Here is a 14,569-nt window from a genome sequence, read left to right as displayed (position 1 = left end):
GGTTTTGTTTTTGGTGCGGACCGCCCGCAAAGGAGTTGGACCCAGGAAAATATATGGAAATGGCTCACAAACTGGATTTCCCTTCCAATTAACCAGTTCTGTCTAATGCAAATCCCTGTTATCCTCCTATAGTACGATCAAAACCATACCTAAACAAATCGTTTCAGGATTTATTTAATGGTATTTTTCCTCATGTTCTGTCAAACTATGATACTCAGCCAGGCCAGCGCTGGAATCCACTGTTCAAAGCTGGTTTAAGCCTCTGGCGTATGCTTTTATCCTTACAATAGGATCAGGATACCCTAACGTTTTTTACGGGGACCTATACGGAACGAAGGGTTCGACTGGGAGGGAAATTCCCGCTTTAAAGACAAAAATTGAACCCTTGCTAAAAGCCTGAAAAGACTTTGCGTATGGGACACAGCGCGATTATATCGATAACCAGGATGTAATTGGCTGGACAAGAGAAGGGAATTCAACAAAAATAAATTCCCGCTTGGCTACACTTATTACAGATGGTCCAGGAGGAACGAAAAGAATGTTCGTTGGAAGCCGAAATGCGGTTGAAAATGACATCACCGGCAACCGAACAGAAAAAGTAACAATTGAAACAGATGGCTGGGCGAATTTTAGCGTGAATGGAGGATCTGTTTCCGTCTATGTTCAGCAGTATAAGAATGAATGGCTACATTTGATTATCCGATGTATAAAGTAGGAGGCTGGCTTTAAAAGCTGCTATATTTTAAACAGGGAGACTCATTCAGCGTTTCCCTGTTTAAGTATAAGGCCCTGCGGAAAACAGAGTAAATCGGCGGTCAAAGGCAGATATAGGACGTCCCTTTCATGATGAAAACACCCTTTGCCTTTGCACTGGCCTTCCTCTTTTCCTCTTAACTGAAAATTCATGCCATTTACAGGTGTTCAAAGTTCGATTATCCTTAATATGACATGCAGCTTTAAGAATTGGAGGGATCCAGCGATGAATTCCAGATATGAAACGCGTCTATCTAACAGTAAATCTAAAAATCGTCCTAAATGGCTTAAGCGCATTACAGGGACTGTGATTATTCTGACACTCCTGGGAGGTGCAGCCTGGTATCTTCTTCCGAAGATTGCCGCGGATCAGCTTTCCGGATATTTGGATAATGAAATTGAAAAAAATGGCGGTTACGAGAATGTAAGATCAGCAGCTAATTCCAATCCCGAAGTGAGGGATTTTTTAGAAGAAGGGGCCAATGCAGATCCTGATTCTCTTCCTTTTACAACAAAAGAAGAGGCTACCCGAGTCGTGATGACGAAAGTAGGTCCGGGGAATTTGCAGAAAATCCAGTCGATGTCCGAGGACGGCGTTGATGCTGCCGAGCAGCAGGCGATTTTGAAAATGGCTGAGGAGAACCTCTCAGATGATGAATTACTGGCGTTAAAATATGTAGCCAATAGAGAAATTAACCAATAACCAGAGGATTGACGGGAATTGGTATAGGGTAAAGGCTATCATCACTCTTTAAAGTGAATTTTTAATCAGAGAAGGAGCTCATGGACCTTGGATAAGAGAAAGAACCCAATTATTGATTTCCTTGGGGGCAGAAAAACAGTATATGTGTTAGGTATATTGCTGTTACTTGGATTAAACATTTTCCTTTTTTCAAATGTATCATTTATTTTTGAACCTGCTGCTGTTTTTGTGGGAACAGTTGCTCTTCCAGTGATTCTTGCAACAGTAGCCTATTATCTGCTCCGGCCGCTTATGCGGCTGTTAATGAAAGCGGGAATAGACAGAACGGTGTCTATCTTCCTGCTGCTATTGCTTATTATCGGATTACTCGTTTTGCTGATTATGTCCGTTGTGCCATTCTTGATTGATCAAACGAAAAGTCTCTTTGTATCATTCCCGGAATACTGGAATGAGTTTATAACCGGATTTGAAGCATATGTAGAGAGCCAGTCCTATTTGGCTCCGGTATATGAGGATCTGAAAGAGAGAAGCTCGGGGATTCTAAGCTCTTTCGGAAGCAACGCTTCAAATGTAGCGTCTGAAACCTTGAACGGGTTTACAAAAGTATTGAGTGCGCTGACCAATGTGACGATTGGATTGGTTACAGCCCCCTTTATTTTATTCTACTTGCTTAAAGAAGGAGAAAAACTGCCTAAAGCTTTTATTGGCATTCTTCCTCCCAGAATGCGCGGCGGGACAAGAAAGGTGTTCCGCGAAATTGACGAGCAAGTAAGAGCATACATTCAAGGCCAGCTGCTCGTTAGTTTATGCATCGGGATTATGCTGTACATTGGATTTTTAATTATCGGAATGGAGTATGCCCTTGTGCTCGCAGCGATTGCAAGTGTCACAAGCGTTGTCCCTTACTTAGGACCTGTGATTGCGATTACGCCTGCAATTATTATCGCGATTGTAACGTCTCCATTTATGCTCATAAAATTGGCATTTGTATGGACGGTTGTGCAGCTTTTGGAGGGAAAGCTCATTTCCCCACAAATTATGGGGAAATCCCTGCGTGTTCACCCGATCACGATCATCTTTGTCTTGCTTACAGCCGGCCATCTTTTTGGAGTAGTTGGGGTTATTCTCGGAATTCCGGCATACGCCATCCTACGCACATTTGTGTTTCAGCTCTTCAAGCTTTACAAGAAAAGGTATAACCGTTACTATGCAGCTTCACCTGCAGATGAACGGTATAAAGAGGACCGGATTGAGTAGGCTGGAAAGCAGCCGTCAATATGAAAACCGCTTAGCAGGCATCTTAGAAAAACACCCGATTTTTGAAGAAATTTTCAGTGCTGCCGGCAAAGTATGGGAAAATTATTACTTAGGAGCGGGCTTTGTAACCCAAACCGTATGGAACGAACTTGCAGAAAATGAATTCGCATATGGGATTGGGGACGCAGACATCATATATTATGAACAGAATGATCTGAGTCCGGAGTCCGAGAAGGAGATAGAGAATCAGCTTAGAAGAGAGCTTTCAGCCATCCCTTTTAAATTGGATATTAAAAATCAGGCCAGGGTTCATCTATGGTACGAGGAGAAATTTGGCTTCCCGACTAAACCGTATTCTTCACTTGAAGAGGCCATCGATACCTGGCCAACAACAGCTTCTGCGATAGGGGTCAAAAAAAACAAATCGAATTATGAAATATATGCTCCATACGGGCTGGAAGATTTGTTTACGATGACTGTAAGACCGAACAAGCTGCTTGTTTCAAAAGAAGTATATGAAGCAAAGGCATATAAATGGAAAAGTAAGTGGCCGGGGCTGAAAATCATAGACTGGTAAAAAAAACCTTCATAGGCTGCCCCTATGAAGGTTTTTTATGTATACCTGGATTCAAAAAAGGGGACTGCCGTTAGCCAGTCCTCCTGCATCAAACCTACATAATCATAAAAATGATGATAATCGCAATTACAATCCGGTAGATTGCAAATGGAATCAGCTTCACCCGGTTAATCATTTTCAAAAAGAATTGAATTGAAATCAGGGCAAAGATGAAAGCTGTAATAAATCCGACGATGAAAAACGGGAGAGCATCCATCGTAAAATATTCCCAGTTTTTAAGCAGGGACAGTCCGCTTGCTCCGGCCATCACAGGAACAGCCATAATGAAAGTAAAATCCGATGCTGCCCGGTGGCTAATACCAAGCAGAACTCCACCGGAAATGGTAGATCCTGAACGTGAAAATCCCGGCCACAAACCGATGCACTGGAAAAGCCCCATCAAAAGTGCCTGCCGGTACGTCATTTTGTCAACAGAATCAGTTTTGACCTTCGGTTGCATGAGATCCGCAGCTATCATCAGAAAGGCTCCACCAATCAATCCGATAACTACAGTATTTACCGAGAACAGGTATTCATCAATATAGTCTTCAAAGGCCAGACCGAGCACAGCAGCCGGAAGAACGCCGATGATAACGGTTATTAATGAAAGCTTAGGAGTACCCGGTGCTTTTTCGGATGAGCTCTTTGTCTTCATTCCAAGCATGTCCATAAACTTCTGTCTGAAGATGACGACAACGGCTAGGATGGACCCAAGCTGGATTACCACTTTAAATGTATTGGCCACTTGCTGTCCATAGAGCTCAGATGACCGGAGCCATAAATCATCCACCGCAATCATGTGTCCGGTTGAAGATACAGGTGCAAACTCAGTTAAACCTTCGACTATGCCGAGTATAACGGCAGCAAATAAATCCCAGAAATTCATATAATGTCTCAACCTCTACTTTTCAATCTTTTCATCAAACTGTGTTTGCGGGCACTGCTGTATTGAGAGGCTGTGAGCTCAACAATTCAGGCTGAGCATTGAAGAGCCTGCGAACCAGCAATGACTTAAAAACAGCGTCTTTACAAAAATACCACAGATCGTTTCATTTGAGGAGCCCAATTATTAGGGAGATTTCAACAGCCGGGAATTCTAAAAGGAAGGGCAGATAACATGGGATGACGGATGCCAAGCAGCTCCCAATATATGAAAAGCTCAGAGCAGTTTGCCCTGAGCCTGTTTCCATGCTTTTTATCCAATACGTGGACTTCTGGATCTAAGCAAAGTATAAATTGAAGGAGATTGCCAGATTGTAATGAATGCTCCCTGATCGGAGACTTTCACTCAGTAGTACGGAGAAATCATCAGATAAACAACAACGCCGGTCAGACTGACATAAAGCCAGAGAGGCATCGTCCACCGGGCGATTTTTCGATGCTTTTCCACCTTCATATTTAACCCCCTTGCAAGTGTTAAAAGTGCAAGCGGAACAATGACAACTGAAAGCAGAATGTGGGAAATCAGGATGAAATAATAAATTGGACGGATGATCCCCTCGCCTCCAAACGGAGTATTCGGTGCCAGGGCGTGATAGGTTACATAGGATATCAGGAATAAGGCAGTCGTTGAAAACGCGCCGAAAATATAATTCCTGTGCCGTTTCACATTTTTCTGCTTAATGATCGAATACAAAGCGGCCAGCAGGAAAACAAAGGTAAAGCTATTCATGACGGCATTAAAAAATGGAAGAAAGGTTAAGTCAATGTGACTCAGGTCATTTCCCTTTGGCATAAAGTACAAAACAGCGACAAGGGCGTTTATAGCAATGGTCAATGTTACAATAATGGGTGTATAATTCCGTTCTTTTATATTCATAGTCTAACTCCTTTTAAGTGGCTCTCAATAAGCTATTATAGATTTTTTCAACACCAGAGTAAAATACAGAGTGCAAAAAACGGCAATTTTCTTTCATATTATTACAAAAGATTGAACAGCCGGTCTGAAAATTGGTTGGTTGGTGGTGAAATGCGGCAGCTTGAAATAGTGAATAGTAGGAGATGAGGATGAATGGAAGGGGGCGCATCACAGTGGACCCTCTAAAATTCTTTTTGATTCAAGTTTTTATGACTGGAACAGTCGTTCAGCAGAACATTTGGACCTGAGGTGCAAGGTTCGGCCTGATTTTTTGTGTTTCTCCTGCTTCTTTAACGCATAGTATCAGGATATCGACCGAAAACGAACACAAATCGACCGAAATTTAATTATATCAACCATTTTTACCTACATATCGACTTTTCGACAAAATTCGATCAATCTCTTATCACCTGTAGAACCACCGGAGGCAAGAAGAGATTGATCCCAGCAAAATGAGACAGCCAAAGGGTCTTCAGTACCTACCTGCGAACGTACGAACTCCTCATAAATCTGCCAACTAAAAATGGGAGCAGGGTGCCGTTCAGCACACTGCTCCCATCTAGGCAAAGCCGGTTTCCTCCCCGGGCTATCTCCCGGTTTCCTTTATTAAGAAACGATCGCAGCAATTTTTCCTTTCACATGACGTTCAGATAGCCGGACCAGTGCATCGGGAATTTCTTCAAGCGTAATTTTTTCTGCGAGGAGAGAATTGATTTTCCCATCCTTCAGCAGGGCAAGCATTTCATCGCCCATTGCAGCTAAATCCTTTTGGGATTCAAAATCTGCTTTATGGATGGCGCCCAGAGCAATCTCATGGAAGGATAGGACTTTGGTGAAAGGTTTTAATCCGGACGTGTCAGGTGCTCCTGCTATGTGGGCAAGCTGTCCCCGATAGGCAAGGTATTCCAAAGCTTCTGTAGCAGTTTGGCGGCTAACTGTATCAAGAACGGCGTCTACTCCTCTGCCGTTTGTAAGTTCAAGCACTCTTTTTGTTACATTTTCCGAGCGGTAATCAATGACATGATCCGCTCCTAATGACTTCACGTAGTCATGGTTGGCAGCGGACGCAGTTGTAATTACTTCTAAGCCAGCCTGTTTTGCAAGCTGAATGCCAAAGCCTCCTACTCCTCCTGCTCCGCCTTGAATAAGGATGTTATTAAATGTGTACAGCGGAAGCTTTCGGAATAAAGCCTCGTATGCTGTATAACCGGCAGTAGGAAGAGCTGCAGCATCTTCAAATGATATGTCATCCGGAATTCGGGAAACCGTGTGTGCGGTTGTTACAGCGAATTCTGCAAAACCGCCGCCTTTTGTCATATCCCCGTGATACACGACCCGGTCGCCTTTTGACCACCCGGAAACTCCGTCTCCAAGTGCCTCTACAGTACCTGCGACATCTAAGCCGAGTATGTGAGGGTAGCTCCAATCAGGGTTTCCGTTCGATGCGGTTTTATAATCTACAGGATTAAGACTGACTGCGCGGACCCTGATAAGGATTTCTCCTTTTTGCGGTACCGGGGTTTCGGCTTCTCCGACTCTCATTTGATCCCATTTTCCTTTTTCTTCAAGAAGTAATGCTTTCAATGATTTCCACTCCTTCATTTTCGTATTAGTAATGGCTATGTATATAATAGATCTATAAAAAGAATTTGTACAAGAAGGCACTTTTATGTACGGTAGTTACCGAATGGAAACTGCTTCAGGAGGGACAGTATGAAACAGCTTGAAAATGAATATCCATGTGCGATCAACCTGGTCATTGATTTGATCGGAGGAAAATGGAAAGTCCTGATTCTCTGGAATTTGAATAGAAGCACGAAACGATTCTCAGAGCTGCAAAGAGCGATTCCTGGAATCACCCAAAAGGTTTTGGCACAGCAGCTAAAGGAGCTTGAGGAGCAAGGCCTGATTATCGGGAAAGCCTATCCAATTGCTCCGGCCAGGGTAGAGTATTCAACAGCAGAATTGGGAAAGAAGCTGCAGCGAACCCTTAATGAGATGTGCAATAGGGGAGATCAGTACGCAGATGCCCATCAAATTGAGAGAAAAGAATGCTGGATCGGAAGCGGGGCCGCTGTCAGGTGATTGATTTTGAATGGTACCGGAGTTTTATCAGCATCTATAAGCATCAATCCGTATCGGAAGCTGCAAAATCGCGGATTCTCACTCAGCCTGCCATGAGTCAGCATCTTGCAGCCCTTGAAGCCGAAGTGGGAGAACCGCTGTTTACAAGGACGACTAGAAAAATCATCCCTACTGACCGCGGAAAGGAATTATACACTAGGCTTGCTCCGTTAATTGAGACACTTGAAAAGACGACACTTGAAATTCGCCATACGGTAAAGACCTCTCCTTCCATCATAATAGGCTCGCCGATTGACTATTTCTCTTCAAGGATTCTGGAACGCCTCAAGGCTTGTGACTTAAAGGTTATCCATTATCAGGGTGATTCGCAGGGCCTCTTCGATATGCTGGACCAAAACCGGACAGATCTGATTGTCACAACACAGCGTCTCAGCAAACCGGGTATTGAGTACAAACTGGCTGAAAGAGAGGAATTCTTTATTACCGTTCCATTCAGCATGGAAGTTCCTCCTGCTGACTCCGCAATAGAGGAATGGCTGCTTGAGCAAAATTGGATCAGCTATGGTATGGAGCTCCCGATTATAAGAAGAATGTGGAGAGAGCATTTTAAAAATCGGCCTGAAATGGACCCTTATTACGTTATTTCAGACTTAAGAGCCATCCTTACTGCAGTGGAGAAAAAGATCGGCATCAGCCTGCTGCCCGATTATCTGATTCAAGAATCGGTAAAACAGAATAAAAGTAAGATCGTCTATCGCCACCTGTCCGTATCAAATGACATTTACATAGGCTATAAAAGCAAAAATAAACAGGATCCGTTCTTTCAGCAAATCATTAACCAGCTTGTAAGGTGATGTAAAACCTCTTGGAGACCACTCGTTCTCAAGGGGTTTTTTTAGGTTGAGCAGACGGAGAAGACAAGCAAATACCTGAAAATCTTAAATGTAATAAAATTGAAACATTTTTAATGAACCCTCGATAAACCCGTTTGTTACGGCAAACATTCATTACAGATATATCTTTTTTTTTGAATGCTGGGCTTTTAGGCCCGCCTTCAGAAAGAATACCCAGTTTGATAGACATTCAACAGCGGGTAACACCGACAATAGAACGGAATTGAAAGCGGCAAAACCCGCCTTTCAGTTTAGAAAGGAGGACGCAATCAATGAGCTCTGATCAGAATGACCGCTATAAGAAAATCGGATACGGCAGTTTAGCTGCGGCGGGAATGAGCCTATTGTTTATTCCTGGTATCCGAAAGAAAGTTATTCCTGATGCTGCAAGGCACAAAACGGAAGATAAAAAGAATGATGTGAAAGAAGAAGTAAAAGAAGAAGCAGATGAGCTAGAGGGTGACGTCAAGCAAAGGCTGGCGGATGAGTTAAAGGACCATGCCCAGAAAAAAATGCAATCCAAAGTAAAAGAGGCTGCGGGTAAGCTTGAAACAGCGAAAGAAGAAAACGCAGAAAATGTTCACTCCAAAGCTGAAGAAATGAGAGATAAAGTTCAGGAAGCACTTCTGAAGGTTCGTTCCAAGCTGAAAAATTTCAAGGAAGCCGGAGAAGATTTTCAGGAGAAAATCAAGCCGGATGACAATGGAAAAATGAGAAGCGCCAGGCATTTAAAAGGTGTCAATCAGCTTAAAAGCGTCTCTCAGGTCAAAAGTGCAGCGAATGTAAAGAAGCCCAGTGAAATCAAGTCAGCGAGTAATATAAAAACGATTAGCTCCATCTCAAACTCTTAAACAATGAAAGGAGAAAGATAACATGGCTGTTCAAAAAAGTACGGATAGTTCCAGTCTGGCAGAAGTAGTTGACCGTATTCTTGACAAAGGGGTCGTAATTGATGTGTTCGCCCGCGTTTCATTAGTCGGGATTGAACTGATTACAATTGAAGCGAGAGTCGTAATCGCAAGTGTGGATACATGGTTAAGATATGCAAACGCAGTAGGTCTTCTCCGAGATGACGCTGAAGAGGATAATGCACTTCCTCAGCAGACAAACGAACGAGATAAGCAATTCAGCATTTAATAAAGCCTGAAGGAAGCCAGCCGGGTGCATAAGCCCCGGCGGTTCCTTTTAAATAGAAGAGCGGCGGTGAATCTTATGAAGATTAAAGAAATTATTCAATCATTAAATGAATTCTTCTCAGAGCATATAGCTCCCCCTCATAAAATAACTTCCATTGAACCTGTTGAAGAAGGATGCAAAGCTGTTGTGGAAGTCGTGGAAGAACGCGAGTATATGAGAAAGTATGCAAAAGATGAAATGCTCGGGGTGTATGATGTGACATTGGATTCAGAATATGATGTGACCTCATATACCCGTAAAAGTTTAAGGCCGAGAAGCGCCATGATGGATGAAGCGGAATAGGAAACAGCAGGATTGGGGGCAGAATGAATGACCGTATTAAAAGAATCAAAACCAGCACCGGGTAAGAGACAGGACTCATTTTATGAAGAGGCCTTCCATGAAATTCTGCAGCGGTCTGCTTCCTATATGAAAGCCGGTTATCCAGTTCATTTCACAGGGCCATCAGGAGTCGGGAAAACAACCCTTGCCCTTAATCTGGCTAAGAGCAGGAAGCGGCCTGTGATGCTGATGCATGGAAATCACGAGCTTTCCAACGCGGACTTAATTGGCTCCTTCACAGGGTATACGAGCTCAAAGGTAGTGGATAATTATATCCGCACGGTCTACAAAAAAGAAGAAAACGTAACAGAAATGTGGAAAAACGGGAGGCTCCTGGAAGCCGTCCAAAATGGCTATACCCTTGTCTACGACGAGTTTACGCGTTCGAAGCCGTCAACGAATAATTTATTTTTATCGATATTGGAAGAAAAGGTTCTTCCGCTGTATGGAACGAAGCATACAGAGCCTTTCGTTAAGGTCCACCCGGAATTTACAGTGATTTTCACAAGCAATCCAGATGAATATGCAGGGGTCTATCAAACTCAGGAAGCGCTCCTGGACCGGCTGATCACGATGCCGCTCTCGTTTATTGAACCAGAGGCGGAAGCGAACATTATTGCAAGAAAATCAGGGGTCTCGTCTGATGAAGCGAAAAGCATTTCCCGTTTTATCAATAACCTGCGGGATTTATCCAGAAAAGAAGGCAAAGAAGGTCCGAGTCTTCGGGCATCCATTATGATTGCCCAGTTATCAAATGATCAGAAGATTAAAATAGACGGTAAAAACGAGACATTCCGGCAGCTTTGCCAGGATATTGTCTGGTACCAATTAAGAAAATCGCTTGAAAACGAGAGTGATTCTAAAATTCTCCAAATCATTCAGGCGGAATGCAAGAAAATATAGGGGTGACCATTATGAGTGAAACTGGAATCTATATCTTTTGCGGAATTCAAACAGCTGAAACAGAGCCTGCATTTGGAACTGTAGTACTGGAAGGCCAGGATTATCCGATTTTTACAATCCATTATGAAGATTCCGCTATTGCAGCGGCGGAAGTGCCAATGAAAATTTATCATCCAAACAAAGAGAACGTGATGGCACATCAGCAGGTCGTCTCCTCAGTAATGAAGCAGAATGACACGGTTATTCCAATTAGCTTTGGAAACATTTTCAAAACAAAAGAGGACGTGCAAATGCTGCTGAAAAATCTTTATCCACAGTTTGCTAAGCTTTTTCCAGAGATAAAAGGAAAAATGGAGCTTGGTTTAAAAGTAGTAGCAAAGGAAGAATGGATTAACAAAGAACTTTCCGGGCGAAGTGATATTCTGAAAATGAAAGAATCCGTCAAAGGAAAGTCTGAAGAGGCAGGCTACTACGACCGGATCAAGCTTGGAGGAATGGCTCAGGAGTTTTTTGGAAAACTGCAAAGGCAAGTTAACAAAGAAGTATTCGAGCCGCTACAGCAGGTTTCTGAAGCAGCCAATCAAAATAAACCAATCGGCGAAAAAATGCTGTTAAATGGGGCTTTTCTTGTAGACCGTAAATATGAGGAGTTATTTGACAGCAAAGTTAATGAAATCCACGAAAGTTGGGGAAACAAGGTTGATTTCCATTATTCAGGACCATGGCCTGCTTACAATTTCATCAACATCCAGCTGAAGGTTGAAGAAACGTCATGATTCATAAGCTCTTTACCGCACCATTGAATCTCGTGGTAAAGGTCGGAGAGAAGATCAAAGAAGAGGCGGATAAGGAATTGTTTGATATTCCGACGATTCAGCAAAAGCTGATCCAGCTTCAAATGATGTATGAACTGGATGAAATTGAAGAGCAGGCATATAAGGAACAGGAAGAGCAGCTTCTGCTTCGGTACGAAACGGCAAAGCGCCTTGAAATGAAAGAGTACGAAGAGATGCTGAACCAGGAGAAGTGAGGGATTTAAATGAGGAACCTGATTTATCTTTACGGGCTCATACCTGCAGAAGAAGCGGCTGAAAGGACTTTGCCCTCCTTTAAAGGGTTTGATCAAACCAGCGACAGCTTCTCTGCACAGTTCGGTAAAGTTAACGCTGTTGTATGTGAACTTGATCCGGCTGAATATTCGGAGGATCAAATTAAAGAAAAAGTGAATGAAGTGGAATGGCTTCATGAAAAAGCCTTTCATCACCATGAAATCCTGATGATGCTTGAGAAGGAATATACACTGATTCCGACTAAATTCTGTACGATCTATTCTTCCATGGAAAGCCTGGAAGAAACTGTTGTGCAATATCAGGACCGAATGGCTGACTTATTCAGCTACCTGGAAGGCAAAGAAGAGTGGAATGTTAAGATATACAGCAATGATAAGGAAATGAGAGAAACATTTGGAGATAGCAATCCGACTGTTCTTGCTAAGAAAGAGGAAATGGCCCAGCTTCCTCCAGGCAGACAATACTTTGAAAAAAGAAAACTGGAACAGCTTGTTGACCGGGAAATGGAACTTGAAAAAAATAGAATCTGCGAACAAATTCACGAAGAACTGATTCCATTTTCTGCTGACAGCACCGTCAAGAAGACTTGGAGCCAGGACGTCACCGGGAGAGATGAACAGATGTGCTGGAACAGTGTTTATCTGCTTCCAAAAGATCAAATCGCTCTTTTCAGAGAGAAAATCCAGGAGGCAGCAGAATCGAATCTCGAAGCGGGATGGAAATTCGAACCCACTGGTCCCTGGCCTCCGTACCATTTCGCAAGTCTGACAGCAGATGAGGAGATAAAAAATGGATCAGCCCCGGCAAATTGAAAATAGCGATGTATCCCTTCTGGATATTCTGGATGTCATTCTGGATAAAGGGGTTGTGCTGAGAGGGGATCTCATTATCTCAATAGCAGGAATTGATTTAATATATCTAGATCTTAGGGTCTTGATTTCAGCAGTAGAGACCCTTGTTGAAGCAAGTGGAAACCAAACCCTTTCATCAACCGAGATGGATCGGGAAAGAGAGGAGCTTGTACATGTCACAGAATCCCGCAGACGCTAAAACAGGGCTGCAAAGCAGCAATGGCAGGATTAATCTTGATCCGGATTCTGCCGAGCAGGGGCTTGCCCAGCTGGTCTTAACAGTCATTGAACTTCTAAGGCAGCTAGTTGAACGGCACGCCATCCGACGTGTAGACGGCGGCACTCTAACGGATCAGCAAATCGAGGATCTCGGAGTAGCGCTTGCAAATCTGGAAATCAAGATGGAAGAGATGAAAGACATCTTTGATTTAAAGGATGAAGACTTGAATATTGACCTTGGCCCTCTCGGGAATCTGATCTAAAGGGACCGCCAAAGAATCGAGGAGGAATAAAGGTGAATGAAATCCAGCATAACAGCCAGTCCAGTTCTATTGTAGATGTCCTTGAAAAGGTTTTGGATAAAGGAGTCGTGATAGCCGGTGATATTAAAATCGGGTTAGCGGATGTTGAACTCCTGACCATCAAAATCAGGCTGATTGTTGCATCAGTAGATAAGGCAAAAGAAATTGGCATGGACTGGTGGGAAAACGACCCTTATTTAAGCTCAAAAGCGGCAGCCGGAAACAGCGAGGCGCTCGAGGAAGAAAACAAACGTCTCAATGACCGGATCAAGCTGCTTGAAGAAAAAATGGAGAATCAAAGACTCGTATAACAAAAACTGTACGATTAGAATCTTAGGAGGAATGAAAATGGAAAAAAATAATCAGAACCAATCAGGTACGAATGCCAGCGGGAACAATGAGGAAAAGAAGCAGTCCAGAATGAAACGGCCATCCATTGACAAAAACTTTCTAACAGGCTCTATTGCAGGCGTGCTGGCAGGAGTTGGAGCAACCTTGCTTTTAGCTCCAAAATCCGGAAAGGAAGTTAGAGACTCCATCGGAAAGCAATCTGCTTCTGTTATGGACAGCTGCAAGCAATTTGGAGGAAGTACTAAGGAAAAACTGAACTCCCTTAAAGATAAAGGAACTTCCAAAACTCAGGAAGCTGCTGAAAAAATCAAAAAATCCACTCTGTACATTGTAAAAAGAGATGAGAAGCCTAAATCTGATAATCAAAAGAACCAAGAAAATAACCAGGAACAAGCAAAGGCAGAAACAGAAAGCCAGGAAACAGGCAGTGGAAATTCCTCTGATCAGCAAGCAAACAGTATAGCTCAGGAAGAGTCCTCTTCCGGCAAAAATGAAGCGGGTCTGGAAGAATCCAAAAGCGCTGCACCATCTTCTCAATCTCAGCAAGCAGATGATGAAGGGACAGAAAATGAGCCGTCTTCTAATAGCCCGGCAGAAAATGAAGCAGCAGCTTCCGTACAATTGGATACCGAAAAGCCCAAACCGGCTCCAGCCCAGACTGCTGCACGAACCAGGACAGCAAAGGCGAGAAAAACAGCGTCTGCGGCTAAAAAAGAAGCAGACAATGGCAGCGGAACTGTTATCAAGAGTGAAGATGATACGATGCAATCTTCAAAATAACAATCTGGAAGCCAAGGAGGGCCTGATATGAGTGCCAGTTCAAAGGACAGCATATTAGAAATGTTTGTACATGCAGCAAACAAACATAATTTTTCACTGGATATTACGCTAAACATGAAAGGATCTCTCATTACCGGGACCCTCATCTCAGCAAAAGAGTACTTCGGAAACATGAGTGAAAAGTTTGAGGGAGGCAGTGAGCTTTCAAAAGCCATCAGCGGCAAGCTGATGGACGCGAGCAGCCAAGATGTTGAAAGCGCAGAGGATGTCCTGTACATCCATTTAAAGGATACGAAAATTTACTGTGGAGACAGCAAGCCTACTCCTTCAAAAAGTGAATTTTTATGGAGAGGAAAACTGGATCAGACCGATGGGTTTTTCCTCGGCAAGATTTCAGAAGATGCATGATA

Annotated in this window: 20 protein-coding genes and 1 pseudogene; 18 read left to right on the top strand and 3 right to left on the bottom strand. The window is 43.2% G+C overall.

Annotated elements, in window-relative coordinates; all coding sequences use genetic code 11:
• Positions 1-197: 197 nt before the first annotated feature.
• The 4 genes and pseudogenes from ACQCV8_RS00300 to ACQCV8_RS00285 all read left to right on the top strand — a co-directional run.
• Positions 198-715, top strand: a pseudogene (locus ACQCV8_RS00300) (alpha-amylase domain-containing protein); the annotation flags it as partial.
• Between the two features lie 264 nt (positions 716-979).
• Positions 980-1,456, top strand: coding sequence for a hypothetical protein (locus ACQCV8_RS00295; RefSeq protein WP_426842547.1), 477 nt, complete (start codon positions 980-982; stop codon positions 1,454-1,456).
• 87 nt (positions 1,457-1,543) lie between these two features.
• Positions 1,544-2,713, top strand: coding sequence for an AI-2E family transporter (locus tag ACQCV8_RS00290; protein ID WP_426842546.1), 1,170 nt, complete (start codon positions 1,544-1,546; stop codon positions 2,711-2,713).
• On the top strand, positions 2,706-3,290 hold the full coding sequence (locus tag ACQCV8_RS00285) for a nucleotidyltransferase family protein (protein WP_426842545.1): 585 nt from the start codon (positions 2,706-2,708) through the stop codon (positions 3,288-3,290). The genes ACQCV8_RS00290 and ACQCV8_RS00285 overlap by 8 nt, the downstream gene beginning before the upstream one ends.
• Positions 3,291-3,384: 94 nt before the next feature.
• Here ACQCV8_RS00285 and ACQCV8_RS00280 read toward each other — a convergent pair whose 3' ends face one another.
• From ACQCV8_RS00280 to ACQCV8_RS00270, 3 genes are all read right to left on the bottom strand, one after another.
• Complete coding sequence (locus ACQCV8_RS00280; RefSeq protein ID WP_426842544.1) at positions 3,385-4,215, bottom strand: undecaprenyl-diphosphate phosphatase; 831 nt, start codon at positions 4,213-4,215, stop codon at positions 3,385-3,387.
• Between the two features lie 402 nt (positions 4,216-4,617).
• On the bottom strand, positions 4,618-5,148 hold the full coding sequence (locus tag ACQCV8_RS00275) for a DUF420 domain-containing protein (protein WP_426842543.1): 531 nt from the start codon (positions 5,146-5,148) through the stop codon (positions 4,618-4,620).
• Positions 5,149-5,793: 645 nt separating this feature from the next.
• Entirely contained in the window at positions 5,794-6,771 is a 978-nt protein-coding gene (locus tag ACQCV8_RS00270; protein ID WP_426842542.1) for a zinc-binding dehydrogenase, read from the bottom strand.
• A 129-nt stretch (positions 6,772-6,900) separates the two neighbouring features.
• Here ACQCV8_RS00270 and ACQCV8_RS00265 point away from each other — a divergent pair, with 129 nt between their 5' ends.
• From ACQCV8_RS00265 to gvpU, 14 genes are all read left to right on the top strand, one after another.
• Positions 6,901-7,272: a winged helix-turn-helix transcriptional regulator gene (locus ACQCV8_RS00265; RefSeq protein ID WP_426842541.1), complete on the top strand. Its 372-nt coding sequence runs from the start codon at positions 6,901-6,903 to the stop codon at positions 7,270-7,272.
• Positions 7,239-8,126, top strand: coding sequence for a LysR family transcriptional regulator (locus ACQCV8_RS00260; RefSeq protein WP_426842540.1), 888 nt, complete (start codon positions 7,239-7,241; stop codon positions 8,124-8,126). Before ACQCV8_RS00265 ends, ACQCV8_RS00260 begins: the two co-directional genes overlap by 34 nt.
• Before the next feature lie 311 nt (positions 8,127-8,437).
• A complete protein-coding gene (gvpQ, locus tag ACQCV8_RS00255; RefSeq protein WP_426842539.1) occupies positions 8,438-9,016 on the top strand; it encodes a gas vesicle protein GvpQ in 579 nt (192 codons plus the stop codon).
• 22 nt (positions 9,017-9,038) lie between these two features.
• Entirely contained in the window at positions 9,039-9,302 is a 264-nt protein-coding gene (gene gvpA / locus ACQCV8_RS00250) for a gas vesicle structural protein GvpA (RefSeq protein WP_426842538.1), read from the top strand.
• A gap of 75 nt (positions 9,303-9,377) precedes the next feature.
• Positions 9,378-9,644, top strand: coding sequence for a gas vesicle protein GvpO (gvpO, locus tag ACQCV8_RS00245; protein WP_426842537.1), 267 nt, complete (start codon positions 9,378-9,380; stop codon positions 9,642-9,644).
• A 27-nt stretch (positions 9,645-9,671) separates the two neighbouring features.
• Positions 9,672-10,586, top strand: a complete 915-nt coding sequence (gene gvpN, locus ACQCV8_RS00240) for a gas vesicle protein GvpN (RefSeq protein ID WP_426842536.1) — start codon at positions 9,672-9,674, stop codon at positions 10,584-10,586.
• Between the two features lie 11 nt (positions 10,587-10,597).
• The gene (locus ACQCV8_RS00235) at positions 10,598-11,362 is read left to right on the top strand and encodes a GvpL/GvpF family gas vesicle protein (RefSeq protein WP_426842535.1); all 765 of its coding nucleotides are present in this window, start codon (positions 10,598-10,600) and stop codon (positions 11,360-11,362) included.
• Positions 11,359-11,616 (top strand): gas vesicle protein GvpG, encoded by a 258-nt coding sequence (locus ACQCV8_RS00230; RefSeq protein ID WP_426842534.1) that lies wholly within the window; start codon positions 11,359-11,361, stop codon positions 11,614-11,616. The genes ACQCV8_RS00235 and ACQCV8_RS00230 overlap by 4 nt, the downstream gene beginning before the upstream one ends.
• A gap of 9 nt (positions 11,617-11,625) precedes the next feature.
• Positions 11,626-12,468, top strand: coding sequence for a GvpL/GvpF family gas vesicle protein (locus ACQCV8_RS00225; RefSeq protein WP_426842533.1), 843 nt, complete (start codon positions 11,626-11,628; stop codon positions 12,466-12,468).
• On the top strand, positions 12,446-12,706 hold the full coding sequence (locus tag ACQCV8_RS00220) for a gas vesicle protein (protein ID WP_426842532.1): 261 nt from the start codon (positions 12,446-12,448) through the stop codon (positions 12,704-12,706). Before ACQCV8_RS00225 ends, ACQCV8_RS00220 begins: the two co-directional genes overlap by 23 nt.
• Positions 12,681-12,989 (top strand): gas vesicle protein K, encoded by a 309-nt coding sequence (locus ACQCV8_RS00215; protein WP_426842531.1) that lies wholly within the window; start codon positions 12,681-12,683, stop codon positions 12,987-12,989. Before ACQCV8_RS00220 ends, ACQCV8_RS00215 begins: the two co-directional genes overlap by 26 nt.
• A 41-nt stretch (positions 12,990-13,030) precedes the next feature.
• Complete coding sequence (gene gvpJ / locus ACQCV8_RS00210) at positions 13,031-13,339, top strand: gas vesicle protein GvpJ (protein WP_426843332.1); 309 nt, start codon at positions 13,031-13,033, stop codon at positions 13,337-13,339.
• 37 nt (positions 13,340-13,376) lie between these two features.
• Positions 13,377-14,159 (top strand): YtxH domain-containing protein, encoded by a 783-nt coding sequence (locus ACQCV8_RS00205; protein WP_426842530.1) that lies wholly within the window; start codon positions 13,377-13,379, stop codon positions 14,157-14,159.
• Positions 14,160-14,186: 27 nt separating this feature from the next.
• Positions 14,187-14,567, top strand: a complete 381-nt coding sequence (gvpU, locus tag ACQCV8_RS00200; RefSeq protein ID WP_426842529.1) for a gas vesicle accessory protein GvpU — start codon at positions 14,187-14,189, stop codon at positions 14,565-14,567.
• The last annotated feature ends 2 nt before the right edge of the window (positions 14,568-14,569 follow it).

This window comes from Metabacillus sp. 84 (genome assembly GCF_050107715.1).
In the GTDB taxonomy this organism is placed as follows: Bacteria; Bacillota; Bacilli; order Bacillales; family Bacillaceae; genus Metabacillus_B.
Note: the sequence above shows the minus strand (reverse complement) of the source record. Positions and strands in the feature narration are given on the sequence as shown.